This is a genomic window from Rhodococcus sp. FH8 (genome assembly GCF_019266085.1).
Classification (GTDB): Bacteria; Actinomycetota; Actinomycetes; order Mycobacteriales; family Mycobacteriaceae; genus Rhodococcus_F; species Rhodococcus_F qingshengii.
Genome location: NZ_LPNQ01000065.1, coordinates 466031 through 479959, shown reverse-complemented (window position 1 = coordinate 479959; position 13929 = coordinate 466031). Strand labels below are relative to the sequence as shown.

Genomic DNA, 13929 nt, shown 5'->3' with positions numbered 1-13929 from the left:
CTTACGAACGAACGAGGCGAGCGATGGCCGCCTGAGCTTCCTTGATCTTGACGTCCGCTTCCGGACCACCCTGCTTGGCAGCTTCGACGACGCAACCCGCAAGGTGGGCGTCGAGAAGCTTCAGGGACACGGACTGCAACGCGCTCGTCGCGGCGGATACCTGGGTGAGCACGTCGATGCAGTACCGGTCGTCTGCGACCATGCGTGAAATTCCGGCTACCTGACCTTCGATACGACGAAGGCGCTTGAGCAGATCGTCCTGCTCGGGGCTGTAACTACTCATACCGCAACTATACCCCCTACCCGTATGAGGGCTACTGCGATGCGACGAAGCCCACCCGGACGCGGCGCACGACATCGATGGCCATCAGCCCCGCAACCAGAATCGACAACCCGGCGCCCGAGATCCAGAGACCGTCGTAGTGCGTGCTCTCGAACGGTGGAGCGCCCTCCAGTATCGGTCCGAAGTCGGACGTCGTCGTACCCGCTCGCCAGCACACGACCGCCAGAATCGTTGCGGCGACGATACCGAGTACACCGATCCACGTCTTCACGTCGACACGCGGGGATGGCGGTGGCTCAGTCATCGGCAGACCCGTCCGGTTCGACACCAACCACAACGACCTGACTCAACGCCTCGCGAAGTGCCTGATCGTCCTTTGCCCACGCCCGCACCAATCCCCCGGTGGTCAAACGTAAGCCGATACCGTGCCGACGCCTGGGCACTCCGGACAGCTCACCGAGCGCGCGTGCCGTTTCCCACGGTTCCATTTCGTCCTCGTAGGCAGCGTCGTCGGACTCCGGGAACACCTCGGCGATCTCGGTGATCGGCACCTCTTCGGTTCCCTGACGCAACGTGGTCGCCGTCAGAAGTACGCTCGCGTGCCGCCGTGCTGCGATCACCTGCACGTAGACCAATCCGGTGAGGATCACGGCGAACATCGCCAGACCGAACCAATGCACCACCGGGCCGGTGAACAGCTCGATGACCAAGGCGATCAGGCAGAAGATCGGACCGAACGCGACGGCCCACCACCGAGAACCCGGTTCGTAGTACAGAACGTCCGGGCCGATTTCCGGCGCGCGATCAGCCACGGGCAAACCAACTTCGGGTGGTGTCGCGGTAGATCGCGACGCAGGCACAGATCAGCATGACGGGAACAACCAGCGCGAGCACGGTACTTATCCCGGCCACGACCAGCGCGATCTGCAGCACCGCGAACACTCCGGACACGATCACCAGGATCCGTCGGCACAGCGCCCTTCCGGCGCGAGTGGGACCGGCGAGGCCGCCGATCGCGAGGCCGGTCAACAGCAGAACCAGCCCTGACACCCGCACGAAGGTGACGTAGATGTCGATGCTTCCGGCCGAAACGCCTTGATCGGTGAACTGCTCACGCAACGAATACGAAGCGCTGGTGACATTGATCAGGCCGAAGAGTATGAGCAGGAACGCGCTGGCGATCCACAGCCAGAATGCTGCCTCGACAGCCGTCGGGCGCCTGACCTTCGTAGAGATACTCACGGGTTCAAGTGTGCGCTATCCGCTGACGATGCCCGGAATCATGAGCATCAGGAGTGTCACCAGAACAGAGGCTCCGAGGATCGCGAACAAGATCACTTCGGTGCGTGAACCACGTTGGCGCAGTGGCGCGTCGTGGGTGCTTTCCGTACGCAGGGCTTCCTGAGAACTCATCGCGTCCGACCTCTCCCCTACTACTTCAGTGACCCGTTTCACAGTACCCCGAGCTACCTACCGGTTCCCCGCCGGGGGAAACGAAGAAAGTACGGATTGGACTCTTTTCGGTGCATCATCACGATCGCCCCGACAGCAGCAACTGCCTGCAGGATTTCCGCTCCGCCGAACAGCAGAGTGGCCGCGCCGCCGTCTCCGCCGAGCCCGAAGATCACCGGGATCGCGGAGACCAGCATGAAGACGCCACAGAACGTCAGCAACATTCGAGCCCAGTTCTTGCCGCGACTCATCGCGCGCACGAACAGAAGGAACACGGCGGTGACGATCACGACCAAAACCGCAGAGAATACGATGACCAGTGGGAACATGCCCTCCACGTCGGAACGCGTCAGACCGGCGTCGACAGCTGCCTGATTTCTGAGCATCTCGTCGACGAACATCGACTTCTGCCCGAGCAGCATCCAGATCATCGCGCCGCCCTGGACCAACCCCAGCGCCGTCACAGCCCACCACAACTGAATCGCAGTCACGACGTCCGTCGGCGGCTCGGGTTTCGGCGCAGGTCCCGGGTATCCGTTGTAACCGGGGCCGTATCCCGGGATCTGACCCGTCGGCATCGGTCCGAGTTCGCGGTACGGCTGATTCTCGAACGGCTGGTTCTCGTAGGGAGGTTCCCGGCGGGGCGGTTCCTGGCGCGACGGCGGCCACTGCTCGGTCATGACACCAGCGTATCGGTCGATACCGGCGCAGCCACCATGCGTGACTCCGTCACAGCCATCCGGCAACTTCCGACGCCCAGTACGTGAGGACCACGTCGGCACCGGCGCGGCGAATGCTGATGAGCGATTCGAGAATCGCCGCGTCCCGATCGATCCACCCGTTCTGCGCGGCCGCAGTGATCATCGAGTACTCCCCCGAGATCTGGTACGCAGCGACCGGAACCGGGGACCGGTCGGCGGTCTCACGCAGAATGTCCAGGTAGGACATTGCAGGCTTGACCATCACCATGTCGGCGCCCTCGGCGACGTCGAGGTCTACCTCGCGCATCGACTCGCGGCGATTGGCGCCGTCCTGCTGATACGTACGACGGTCGCCTTGCAGTGAGGATCCGACGGCTTCACGGAACGGCCCGTAGAACGCTGACGCATATTTCGCGGCATAGGCGAGCTGGCCGACATCGACATACCCCGAAGCATCGAGTGCACCACGGATCGCAGCCACCTGACCGTCCATCATGCCGCTGGGGCCGAGCAGGTGCGCACCCGATTCAGCTTGCGCGAGAGCCATTTCTACGTATCGGATCAAGGTCGCGTCGTTGTCGACAGCGCCGCCGGCAGTCAACACGCCGCAGTGGCCGTGATCGGTGAACTCGTCGAGGCAGGTATCGGCCATGATGACCGTCGAATCGCCGAGTTCGTCTGCCAGAGCGCGCAATCCGACGTTGAGGATGCCGTCGGGATCGGAGGCACCGGACCCCTGGGGATCCTTGTCCTCCGCCTTCGGGACACCGAACAGCATCAGGCCACCGACGCCGGCTTCCACCGCTTCCACCGCTGCGGACCGCAGCGAATCGAGAGTGTGCTGGAAAACGCCTGGCATGGAACTGATCTCACGCGGTGCGTCGATGCCGTCGGCGACGAACATCGGCAAAACGAGGTGCCGGGGTTCGAGCGAGGTCTCTGCCACGAGTCGCCGGAGCGCAGGAGTGCGCCGGAGCCGGCGAGGGCGATGAGTGGGAAACACGAGAAGTAGCCCTCCTTCGTCGGAACCTGTGAGTGGTTGAGGAGTCCACAGACTCCTCAACCACTCACGGGTGCGCTAGCGCCTTCGAGACTTCTTGCGCGGGGGCGGCAAAGCACCTTCGGCGCGCAGACGAGCAGCATGCTCGGCGAGAGCCTCCACCAGCGGTCCCACCTGCGAGGTCTCGGGCTGCACGTCGACGCGCAGACCGAACTCGATAGCGGTTTCGGCCGTCTTCGGGCCGATGCACGCGACCAACGTGCGGGCGTGCGGCTTGCCGGCGATGCCGACGAGGTTGCGCACGGTCGAGGACGAGGTGAAGCAGACGGCGTCGAATCCACCGGTCTTGATCATCTCGCGGGTCTCGGCCGGCGGCGGCGCTGCCCGGACGGTGCGGTAGGCGGTGACGTCGTCGATCTCCCAACCGCGTTCGCGCAGGCCCTCTGCGAGGGTTTCGGTCGCAATGTCCGCCCGCGGCAACAGAACCCGGTTGACCGGATCGAAAACGTCGTCGTACGGGGCGAATTCGGCCAACAGGCCTTCGCTGGACTGCTCACCGGTCGGGATCAGCTCGGGGTTGATGCCGAACGAGCGCACCTTGGCTGCGGTTGCTTCACCGATGCAGGCGATCTTCACACCGGAGAAGGCGCGAGCGTCGAGGCCGAACTCTTCGAACTTCTCCCACACTGCGCGAACAGCATTGGTGGAAGTGAAGACGACCCACTGGTAGCGACCGTCGACGAGTCCCTTGACCGAACGCTCCATCTGAGCCGGGCTGCGAGGCGGCTCGACGGCGATGGTCGGAACCTCGATCGGGATCGCTCCGTGAGTGACCAGACGGTCGCTCATCTCGCCGGCCTGATCCTTGGTGCGCGGCACGAGGACGGTCCAGCCGTACAGAGCGCGCGATTCCCACCACGACATCTTGTTGCGCTGCGCGACAACCTTGCCGACGGTGACGATGAGCGAGCCCACCAGTTCGGATCCGGCTTCGTTGAGCGTCGCGAGAGTTGCCTCGACGGTTCGCTGCTGACGAGTGGTACCGCGGACGGTGATCGCAGCAGGCGTCTGCGGGGCCAAGCCGTTCTCGACCAGCGCGCTGGCGGTCTCGGCGAGATGTCCGGACGTCGCGTGCAGGACAAGCGGTCCCGGTGCAGCGGCCAGAGCAGCCCAGTCGACTTCACCGCGAACGTCGGCCTCGGTGTGACCCGAGCCGAGCGCCATGCCGGCGTAGCTCGGCACAGCCGAACCGGAAGGCAGACCCGGGAGAACCTCGAACTGAACCTGCGTACGGGCGACTGCGGTGACCTCTGCGATCACGGAATCCGTGGTCAGCGGGTCGCCGGAGACCAGACGCACGACGTCGTGGCCGTTCTTGGCCTCGTGCACCAATGTCTTTGCAACCTCGGCAGGCTCGCCGAGTGCCGGACGCACGTCCGCGATCAGCTCGCCGGTCTCCTCGTCGCGGCCCATGTCGATGCCGACGAGTGCGACGACGCCCTTGTCGACATCCGGATCGGTGAATGCCATTGCGGCGCCGGTGAGGACGTCACGTGCGCGAACGGTGAGCAGGGCGGGGTCGCCCGGTCCCGATCCCACGAACAGGATCCGTCCGGGAGTGTTCTTTCGGACTCGGGTCATCGGTGATTCTCCAGTGCGCTGTATCGAAATGGGAACTTGGTGCAAGTGCAAAGTGGGGCGTCAAACATCGGCTGCCTCGCCTGTAGTCACGTTCATCAACTCTCGGGCGCCGAGTTCGAGTAACTCGCGCGCTACCGCTCGGCCGAGTTCCTCGGCCTTGTCCGGCGCACCCACTGCGCCGGTACGGATGACGTCCGAACCGTCGATGGCGGCTGCGCAGCCGCGTACCGACAGTTCGTCGAAGATTCTGCCGTCGTCGTCGAGGGATTCGACGATCTCCGCGATCGCTCCCACCGGAGCGGTGCAGCCGGCTTCCAACTCGGCGAGCAGGGCGCGCTCGGCAGTAACTGCCGCCCGGGTACCCGCGTCGTCGTGCTCGGCGAGGATCGCCGCCAATTCCACATTGGCAGAAAGGCATTCGACGGCCAAAGCACCCTGCGCCGGAGCAGGGAGCATCTGCACGGGCTCGATATTCTCGGTGATGAGATCGAGCAGACCGATACGAGACAGGCCGGCGCGAGCGAGGATCACGGCGTCGAGTTCACCGGATTCGACTTTGCCGAGACGGCGCTGCAGGTTGCCCCGCAACGGCACGATGTCGAGGCCGAGACCGAGTGCCTTCAGCTGCGAAACACGGCGCGGCGCCGAGGTTCCCACCTTGGAACCGGCCGGGAGCTCCCCGAGGACCAGACCGTCACGGGCGACGAGCGCGTCACGCGGATCTTCGCGTGGCGGAATCGCCGCGATGACGAAACGCGGGTCCTGCGCGGTCGGTAAGTCCTTGTAGGAATGCACCGCAACGTCGACGCGGTTGTCCAGCAAGGCTTCTCGAAGCTCTGCCGTGAACACTCCGACGCCGATCTTCTGGACGGGATCGGTGGACTGGTCACCCTTGGTCTTGATGATGACCAACTCGGCGGGATGTCCGGCCGCAATGAGGGCATCGCGCACGGTACCGGCTTGCGTGGTCGCGAGAAGACTTCCGCGAGTGCCGATCCGCAGCGGGCTCCCCGATCGAGGGGTGGTGACGCTCATGCCTGCAGGTCCCTTCCAGTGCGGTCGCCGTCCACCAGATCGGTGGGTGTGGCCACGGCCGCGGGAGATCCGGGGCTGAGTTCGAAGAGTTCGCGCAGCGCTGCTGCGTAGGAGTCGCCGCCGGGGGCCGACGCCAGTTGCTTGACGCGCACGGTCGGGGCGTGGAGAAGCTTGTCCACGACGCGGCGCACGGTGCGCGCAACCTCGTCGCGCTGCGGATCGTCCAGGCCGGGCAGACGCGAATCGAGCCGCATCAGTTCGGCTTCGACGACGTCGGCGGCGCGCTGACGCAAAGCCGTGACGGTCGGAGTGACCTCGGCGAGACGCTGTCCCGCGAGGTACGTCGCAAGCTCACCGGCAACGATGGTGCGTGCGGCATCTGCGTCGGAAGCGGCGGCGCCTGCCGCTGGATCACGCTGCAGCGTCTCCATGTCGAGAACGGTCACACCCGGCAGGCCGGCGACGGCGGGATCGATGTCGCGCGGCAGCCCGAGGTCGCAGATGACGAGGTGCTTGGTGTTGTCGCGATCGGGCTCGGCGAGTGCGCGGTGCACATCCGCCAGGGTGACCACTGCCCCGACCGCGCCGGTACAGGTCACCATGACATCTGCCTGCGCCATCGCGGCCGAAAGCTGATCGAAGGCAACACCGTCGGCGTCGACGCCGTTGGAGCGTGCCGTCTCTGCCAGGTGCTCGGCGCGTTCCTGTGTCCGGTTGACGACGACGATGCGTGCGATTCCGGCGCGGGTGAGATGCGCAACCGACAGACCGCCCATCGAGCCTGCACCGACAACCACGGCAGTGCGGCCGACCAGGCCGCCCTCACCGATGATGCCCGCTGCACGATCGAGAGCCACGGACACGACTGATGCTCCGGCGGAGTCGATTCCGGTTTCGGAATGCACTCGCTTGCCGACGCGCAGTGCCTGCTGAGCCAGTTCGTGGACGACGCGTCCGGCGGCCTGCTGCGCATCCGAAGATGCGTAGGCCGAACGGATCTGGCCGAGGATCTGCTGTTCGCCGATCACCATGGAATCGAGGCCGCTGGCCACCGCGAAGAGGTGCTCGACGGCTGCTTCGCTGTAGCGGACGTACGCGTGAGCGTGCAGCGCTGTCAGGTCGAGACCCGAATGGTCGGCCAGGATTTCACCGACCTCGGTGAGTGCACCGTGGAACGCGTCCACCACCGCGTAGACCTCCACCCGGTTACAGGTGGAGACGATCATCGCTTCGGAGATGTGCGAAGACGCCAGAAGCTTGTCGATCAGCTTCGGACGATCGGTGTCGGTGACAGCTACTCGCTCGAGCACCGGGACGGGCGCGGTTCGATGCGAGACCCCGACAAGCAGAACACTCACGGCGCGATCACTGATCCGTTTCTTGTCGAACCTGCTCCGACCGGAGCGGGTGAACTGGTGGATGGGACTGACGAAGCGGATGCGGCGTGAGCCACTCGTACTCGCGGCGCGCTGGATGCCTGATCGGCATTGCGCGCACTGTTGAAGGAGAGAACCTGCATCTCGACGGCTAGATCTACACGTCGCAGTTCCACGTGATCGGGAACGTCGAGGGCGATCGGCGAAAAACTCATGATGCAGCGCAGCCCGGCGCTGACGAACTGGTCGCACACGCCCTGAGCTGCCTCGTCCGGTGTGGAGATGACGCCGATGGTCGCATTCAGTTCACGGCAGGCGACGGTCAGTTCCTCGGTGCTGCGCACGACGAGATCCCCGACTCTGCTTCCGATTCGATCTGCATCACTGTCGAAGAGTCCGACCATCTCGAAACCGCGGCGGCTGAATCCGCCGTAGCCGACCAGCGCCTTGCCGAGGTTTCCGACTCCGACGAGAACGACCTTGTGCCCACGATCGAGTCCGAGTGCACGCTCGATGCGGATGCGGAGCCTGTTGACGTCGTACCCGACGCCGCGGACACCGTTGGGTCCGAGGAACGACAGATCCTTACGCAACTTCGCTGATCCGACACCTGACGCCTGCGCGAGTTCCTCGCTCGAGACGATGGAGGTACCCCGGTCGGACATCACTCCGAGGACCCGCAGGTATGCGGCCAAGCGCGTCACCGTAGCCTGGGGGATGACGCGATCCTGAGCGATCGGGTCGGTAACCGAGGCGCTGGCAGCGTCGGTGACGGAAGAGCCCGCAGCGCCGGTGACGCGCTGAGCCACAGGCTCATGCGTCTGGTGCGGTTCGGTCACGTCGCTGGCTCCTCGTCCGGTCGACACGACTGTCGACCTCCACGATGCTCCGGGGGAATGTTCACACCACGGTAACCGCTTGTGAACCCATGCACAAAGTTGCTCGAGACGGGTTCGATGTGCCGTTCACCTGCAAAGCGGCTCCGCGGACAACTTTGAGGGTTGCCTTACTTGCGTAAATCGTCACGAAGGCGCTCCTCGTCGACTTCCCAGTAACCGTGCTCGCGTCCGTCGAGAAGAATGACGGGCAATCTGTCTCCGTACTCCGCTCTCAGCTCTGGATCCGTCGCGGCAGCTTCGTCCACGTCGATGCACGTCAATTCCAGCTCGAACTCGGAACAGACCCGTCGCAGGACCTCCGCCGCGCCGACGCAGGACGCGCATCCTGCGCGTGTCAACAGGGTCACTTCATGCGTAGCTGCAGTCATCGACGCATACCTTTCTTCTACGGGGACGCCATCTACTTGATCGGTCGAGTGTGCCTCCGGAGCCCCACTCGGTACCAAATCGGCGGAGAGGAACGTCACACACCACAGGGAAGGTCACCATCCAACCCATCGGGCCTCATCGCGGAGGATAGGCTGACTCGAAGAGTTCTCTGCTCGAGAATGCAACACGGGAGGTGCGGGTGCCTGCGCGATCACTACCGAACGGCTCCGGATTCGGATCAGGGCTTGCCGGGGTCATTCTCCCCGGACGTCGCCATGTGAAAAATCCGCTGGGCCCGAGTGAGTCGGAAGTTCGAGCCAATCTCGCCGGCGAGGCGAGCGCTGACGCAGCTCTGGCATTGCACGAAGCTGCCAACCCCACAGAACCGGAAACCGGCGAAGAGCCCCCGGCCGTTCCGCGCGACCTCACGGCCGCCGCATTCTTCGACGTCGACAACACCATGGTGCAGGGTGCGTCGATCATCCACTTCGCCCGTGGTCTCGCTGCACGAAAGTATCTCAAGACCTCGGATCTGGTGGATTTCGCGTGGAAGCAGATCAAGTTCCGAGTCACCGGCCGAGAAAGTAGCGACGACGTCGCCGAAGGCCGCGAGAAAGCACTGTCCTTCGTGGCCGGTCGATCCACCGCCGAACTCGCCCGCCTCGGCGAGGAGATCTACGACGAGGTCATCGCCGACAAGATCTGGCCAGGCACGAGGGCGTTGGCCCAGATGCACCTCGACGCCGGACAACAGGTGTGGTTGGTGACGGCAACTCCGGTCGAACTGGCTCAGGTCATCGCCGAGAAACTGGGATTGACCGGCGCCTTGGGCACTGTCGCCGAGAGTGAGGACGGCGTCTTCACCGGCCGACTCGTCGGCGACATCCTGCACGGCATGGGCAAGGCGCACGCCGTACGGACGTTGGCGGTGCGTGAAGGACTCAATCTCAAGCGCTGTTCCGCCTACTCCGACAGCCACAACGACGTTCCGATGCTCTCGTTGGTGGGGACACCGGTGGCGATCAATCCCGACGCAGATCTTCGTGAACTCGCGAAGAACCGCGGGTGGGAAGTTCGCGATTTCCGCACCGGACGAAAGGCCGCCAAGATCGGCGTACCGACGGCGCTGGTGCTCGGAGCGGTCGGCGGGGCGCTCGCGGCAATTCTCGCCAGGCGCAAAGAACAGAACGCCTGAGCGGGTTCGGTCCGGATCGAGCAGCGATCCGGACCGAACTCAGCCGAGAAAGACGTTGCGACGCTTGGCCAACAGTCGATACAGCGTCTGCTGAATCGTTTCTCGGACGTGGTCCGTGACCTCGAACAGGACCATCGGATCGTCGGCGGCACCGCTCTCGAAGGTATCGGTGACGATGGGCTTTCCGAACTCGATGTACCACTTCGACGGCAACGGAACCAGGCCGAGCGGCCCGAAGTGCGGAAACAGCGGTGTCACCGGGAAATACGGAAGACCGAGAACGCGTGCGAGTGTGGTGAGATCACCGATTTTGGGATAGATCTCCTCCGAACCCACGATCGAGCACGGAATGATCGGAACACCGGTTCGCATTGCGGCCGACACGAAGCCACCGCGCCCGAACCGCTGCAACTTGTACCGCTCACTGAACGGTTTCCCGATGCCCTTGAATCCCTCCGGGAACACGGCCGCGACTTCACCGTCGTTGAGCAGACGCTCGGCGTCGGGGTTGCAGGCCAACGTATGACCGGCTTTGCGCGCCAGTCCACCCACCACCGGCATCTCGAATGCCATGTCCGCAGCCAACATTCGCAGTGGACGATGCGCTGGATGGTGATCGTGCACGGCAACCGACGTCATCAGTCCGTCGATCGGGATCACACCGGCGTGGTTGGCGACCACAAGCGCTCCCCCGGTGAGGGGAATGTTCTCGATCCCACTGACCTCGACGCGAAACCACTTCTCGAACAGCGGGCGCAACATCGGCATGACGACGTTGTCCGCGAAATGCGGGTCGAACCCGAACTCGTCGACCTCGTAGTCGCCCGACACCCGACGTCGGAAGAATTCTGCTGCCGAGGCGATCTGGTCGACGATCGCCGACCTGGCCGAATCGACGAACGTGCTCTCACCGCCGTGGTCGGCCGCCGAGGACACTCCGGACGGATGCCGGCGCTCACTTTGTTCACGGATGTCACGCTCTGCACCGGTGACGGACTCACGCGAACGGGAAGTTGCCGACTTTCCGGTGTGAGTTGCGCTGGGCCGCAGGGGAATTACCTTCGCCACGTCAGTCACCCCTTCACCGCACTTCGTCCCGACAGCGGCATGTGCATCACGTCTGCACTTGTTGCCGCCGCGGCGGTGTCACCGCCGAGGATGGTGGTCAACGCATTCTCCGCCCGATCGATCCACTCGGACTTGATGATCCGGCGCGTCTGCATCGCACGCATGAAATCGTCGAGTGCTTGCATGGTGGTCCATCGCGGCTCGAACCCCAGCTCGCTGCGCATGCGAGTGGTGTCGAGTCCGCAGCCGAACCGGAAGTACTCGAGTTGCTCGTCGGTGTACAGCCTCATGGACGACCCCACCAACGCGCTCCCGACGCTGCGGAACAGAGCGAGCGGCATGGGAACTTCCACCCTGCCTGCCCGGCGGATCGCCTGCGACATCATGACCACTCCGTCGCCGGCGATGTTGTACGTACCCGAAGCGTGTCCGATGGTCGCCTTCTCCAGCGCCGCGAGGGCATCCTCGACGTGGAGCAATTGCAGGCGCGCGTTGCGCCCGACGATGGTGGGCACGAGTGGGGCGGTGACGTAGTGCCCGACGGTTGCAGTCAGCTGAGGTCCGATCAACGGCGCCAACCGCAGAATCCCGACCGAAATGTCCGGGCGCCGACGCCCCATCCCGCGGAGGTATCCCTCGATCTCGAGGCTGTCGCGGGCATATCCGCCCGGCGGCCGGCGGCGCGCACTCATTTCTTCGGTGAACTGAGCGGGATCCTTGGCACTGCACCCGTAGACGACCGAAGCCGAGCGCAGGACCACCTTGCGAACCGTCGGAGCTTTCTGGCAGACCGCGAACAGTTGCATGGCGCCGATGACGTTCATGTCCTTCATCGCGGCGCGGCTGCCGGCTTTGGGGGCTTTCTGAAGCGTCGACGCGTGCACGACGGTGTCGACCTCGGCGTTTCGGATCACTTTGCCGATCAGCGGATTGCGGATGTCTGCTCGCACGAATTCCGCGCGGCCCATTCTGCGCATCATGTCCTTGCTCGGACTGACGGCGTCGACGGCGATGACACGCTCGATCGACGGATTCTGCGCAAGCCTGGTCACCAGGTAGCCGCCGAGAAATCTGCTCGCCCCGGTCACCAGTACGACGCGAGGCGTCGTGCCCCCTGAAGTGTTGTCACCTTCAACCACCAAGTACCCCCATATCCAGTAGAAACGCGCTCTGCCGAAGCGTCCCTCCCGCGATTTTCCCCCACTTTACGGGCAGAGGGGGTCCCGCGCTGACTACCCAAATTTCGGCCATTCAAGACAAACCGCCCAGCCAATGAGACGTGGCACACATCGCTTCCCCCCGAATATGCTGATGCCCGCCACCCCGGAAGGGGTGGCGGGCATCAACAGGTACTGCTTATTTACCGAGTTTCCTGCGCTGTACTCGGGTACGACGAAGCAGCTTGCGGTGCTTCTTCTTCGACATGCGCTTGCGACGCTTCTTGATCACTGAACCCATAGCGGGTGTCCCTCACGTTCTTCTCTAGCGTTCCTGCGCACGCCGGTCACGTACGCCTGCGCCAAGCAATTGGCGCCTGGCCCTCGTTTTAACTAGCTCAGCGCCTTACGACACCAGCTTGCTGGTACGACAGTGACTCATCGTACCGGTGTGGAGTCACTCGGCATAAACCGAGCCTCCGGCACAGCAACCGCTGTGCCCGCGACTCGGCTCACGCCGAGGTCATCCTCTTCGAACCGGCTGGTCAGCCGGCATCGAAGTACGAGGTTTCGAGGTAATCGTGTACTGCCTTCGCATGTACACGGAACGAACGGCCCACTCGTACAGCGGGCAATTCGCCACTGTGTACCAACCGGTACACAGTCATTTTCGACACCCTCATCAAAGTTGCTACCTCAGCAACAGTGAGGAATTGCGTGCCGGCCACTGCCGGCTTTCCGTCGTGGGACGAACCCATGGACGGCTTGTTTGCAGACACCATTAATCCACATACCTCCAGCACGACTCGCGCCGCCGGCTTCCCCTCCGGCGGAACAGACACGTACGTACTAAGTCGAGCTTAGCTGTACTGGTGGGGTTAAAGCGACGGGTGTGGCTAAACGGACGACTAATCCGCAGCTGCACCCATTGCGGCCGAGCGCGACTTGGCGGCATCCAAGGCATCGAAGAACGCCGTCCGCAGGCCGCCCGCTTCGAGCTGACGCAGTGCCGCAGCCGTCGTTCCGCCCGGTGACGTCACCGCGGCGCGAAGATCCGTCGCGCTGTCGCCGGTGCGATCGAGCATCGCTGCGGAACCGACCATCGTCTGCACCACCAATTCGGTAGCGACCGGGCGCGTCAGGCCGAGACCGACTCCCGCGTCGATCATCGCTTCGGCGACCAGAAAGAAGTAGGCCGGGCCGGAACCGGAGACAGCCGTGACCGCGTCGATCTGCGATTCGGGAACCGTGACCACCTTGCCGACGCTGCCGAGGATGCCGCGTACGAGCTCGAGATGCTCGGCCTTGACGTGCCGTCCGGGCGAGAGCACGCTCACGCCCTCCCCGACCAACATGGGGGTGTTCGGCATGACGCGGATGACCGGGAACCCTGCGGGCAGACGCGTTTCGAAGAATCCCGTGGGGATTCCCGCCGCAAGGGAAACGATCAATTGTTCGAGGTCGCCGTCCAGATCGACCTTCGTCAACGCCGTGAGCGCTGACTCGACGTCGTTCGGCTTCACCGCGATGACGATGACGTCCGCACCCTCGGCGGCATCGGCGACCGTGCTGACGCGGATGGAGTATTCGGCGATCAATTCGTCTGCGCGAGGCTGATATTGCTCGGCGACGACCAGATCCTTGATGGCGTGGCCGGCCTGCAACAGCCCGGAGATCAGCGCCTCGCCGATCTTGCCGCCACCGATAATCGCAATTCTTGTCATGGCGAACAGCCTGCCACGACCGCAGCGAT

18 protein-coding genes are annotated in these 13929 nt (G+C 64.1%); 1 reads left to right on the top strand and 17 read right to left on the bottom strand.

What is annotated here, in order from left to right; translation table 11 throughout:
• Nucleotide 1 precedes the first annotated feature (1 nt).
• The 12 genes from ATN38_RS16635 to ATN38_RS16580 form a co-directional block, all read right to left on the bottom strand.
• The gene (locus tag ATN38_RS16635; RefSeq protein ID WP_003942012.1) at nucleotides 2-283 is read right to left on the bottom strand and encodes a metal-sensitive transcriptional regulator; all 282 of its coding nucleotides are present in this window, start codon (nucleotides 281-283) and stop codon (nucleotides 2-4) included.
• A gap of 31 nt (nucleotides 284-314) precedes the next feature.
• Entirely contained in the window at nucleotides 315-587 is a 273-nt protein-coding gene (locus tag ATN38_RS16630; protein ID WP_051649637.1) for a hypothetical protein, read from the bottom strand.
• A complete protein-coding gene (locus ATN38_RS16625; protein ID WP_058038150.1) occupies nucleotides 580-1095 on the bottom strand; it encodes a hypothetical protein in 516 nt (171 codons plus the stop codon). Before ATN38_RS16625 ends, ATN38_RS16630 begins: the two co-directional genes overlap by 8 nt.
• Nucleotides 1088-1525: a hypothetical protein gene (locus ATN38_RS16620; RefSeq protein WP_218748261.1), complete on the bottom strand. Its 438-nt coding sequence runs from the start codon at nucleotides 1523-1525 to the stop codon at nucleotides 1088-1090. Before ATN38_RS16620 ends, ATN38_RS16625 begins: the two co-directional genes overlap by 8 nt.
• 15 nt (nucleotides 1526-1540) lie before the next feature.
• Nucleotides 1541-1696 carry a hypothetical protein gene (locus ATN38_RS16615; protein WP_003941930.1) on the bottom strand — a complete coding sequence of 52 codons (156 nt, stop codon included), beginning with the start codon at nucleotides 1694-1696 and terminating at the stop codon, nucleotides 1541-1543.
• Nucleotides 1697-1749: 53 nt separating this feature from the next.
• Entirely contained in the window at nucleotides 1750-2415 is a 666-nt protein-coding gene (locus ATN38_RS16610) for a hypothetical protein (protein ID WP_218748260.1), read from the bottom strand.
• A 49-nt stretch (nucleotides 2416-2464) separates the two neighbouring features.
• Nucleotides 2465-3439 carry a porphobilinogen synthase gene (hemB, locus tag ATN38_RS16605; RefSeq protein WP_007735309.1) on the bottom strand — a complete coding sequence of 325 codons (975 nt, stop codon included), beginning with the start codon at nucleotides 3437-3439 and terminating at the stop codon, nucleotides 2465-2467.
• Nucleotides 3440-3514: 75 nt separating this feature from the next.
• Nucleotides 3515-5077 carry a bifunctional uroporphyrinogen-III C-methyltransferase/uroporphyrinogen-III synthase gene (locus tag ATN38_RS16600; RefSeq protein WP_003941969.1) on the bottom strand — a complete coding sequence of 521 codons (1563 nt, stop codon included), beginning with the start codon at nucleotides 5075-5077 and terminating at the stop codon, nucleotides 3515-3517.
• Between the two features lie 60 nt (nucleotides 5078-5137).
• Nucleotides 5138-6112 carry a hydroxymethylbilane synthase gene (gene hemC / locus ATN38_RS16595; RefSeq protein WP_007735311.1) on the bottom strand — a complete coding sequence of 325 codons (975 nt, stop codon included), beginning with the start codon at nucleotides 6110-6112 and terminating at the stop codon, nucleotides 5138-5140.
• Entirely contained in the window at nucleotides 6109-7470 is a 1362-nt protein-coding gene (locus ATN38_RS16590) for a glutamyl-tRNA reductase (protein WP_003941867.1), read from the bottom strand. The genes hemC and ATN38_RS16590 overlap by 4 nt, the downstream gene beginning before the upstream one ends.
• A complete protein-coding gene (locus ATN38_RS16585) occupies nucleotides 7467-8354 on the bottom strand; it encodes a redox-sensing transcriptional repressor Rex (RefSeq protein ID WP_042923244.1) in 888 nt (295 codons plus the stop codon). Before ATN38_RS16585 ends, ATN38_RS16590 begins: the two co-directional genes overlap by 4 nt.
• Before the next feature lie 140 nt (nucleotides 8355-8494).
• Nucleotides 8495-8755: a glutaredoxin family protein gene (locus ATN38_RS16580; RefSeq protein ID WP_003941953.1), complete on the bottom strand. Its 261-nt coding sequence runs from the start codon at nucleotides 8753-8755 to the stop codon at nucleotides 8495-8497.
• 200 nt (nucleotides 8756-8955) lie between these two features.
• Between ATN38_RS16580 and ATN38_RS16575 the strand changes: the two genes are divergently transcribed.
• Entirely contained in the window at nucleotides 8956-9951 is a 996-nt protein-coding gene (locus tag ATN38_RS16575; RefSeq protein ID WP_020968932.1) for an HAD family phosphatase, read from the top strand.
• Nucleotides 9952-9990: 39 nt separating this feature from the next.
• On the opposite strand, the gene ATN38_RS16570 is transcribed toward ATN38_RS16575, so the two are convergent.
• From ATN38_RS16570 to proC, 5 genes are all read right to left on the bottom strand, one after another.
• The gene (locus ATN38_RS16570; RefSeq protein WP_042923247.1) at nucleotides 9991-11028 is read right to left on the bottom strand and encodes a lysophospholipid acyltransferase family protein; all 1038 of its coding nucleotides are present in this window, start codon (nucleotides 11026-11028) and stop codon (nucleotides 9991-9993) included.
• On the bottom strand, nucleotides 11025-12158 hold the full coding sequence (locus ATN38_RS16565) for an NAD-dependent epimerase/dehydratase family protein (protein WP_003941967.1): 1134 nt from the start codon (nucleotides 12156-12158) through the stop codon (nucleotides 11025-11027). The genes ATN38_RS16570 and ATN38_RS16565 overlap by 4 nt, the downstream gene beginning before the upstream one ends.
• Nucleotides 12159-12375: 217 nt before the next feature.
• A complete protein-coding gene (locus tag ATN38_RS16560; protein WP_003402602.1) occupies nucleotides 12376-12477 on the bottom strand; it encodes a 30S ribosomal protein bS22 in 102 nt (33 codons plus the stop codon).
• A 244-nt stretch (nucleotides 12478-12721) separates the two neighbouring features.
• Nucleotides 12722-12958 (bottom strand): helix-turn-helix domain-containing protein, encoded by a 237-nt coding sequence (locus tag ATN38_RS16555; protein WP_003941845.1) that lies wholly within the window; start codon nucleotides 12956-12958, stop codon nucleotides 12722-12724.
• A gap of 126 nt (nucleotides 12959-13084) precedes the next feature.
• Nucleotides 13085-13900, bottom strand: coding sequence for a pyrroline-5-carboxylate reductase (proC, locus tag ATN38_RS16550; protein WP_003941923.1), 816 nt, complete (start codon nucleotides 13898-13900; stop codon nucleotides 13085-13087).
• Nucleotides 13901-13929 lie beyond the last annotated feature (29 nt).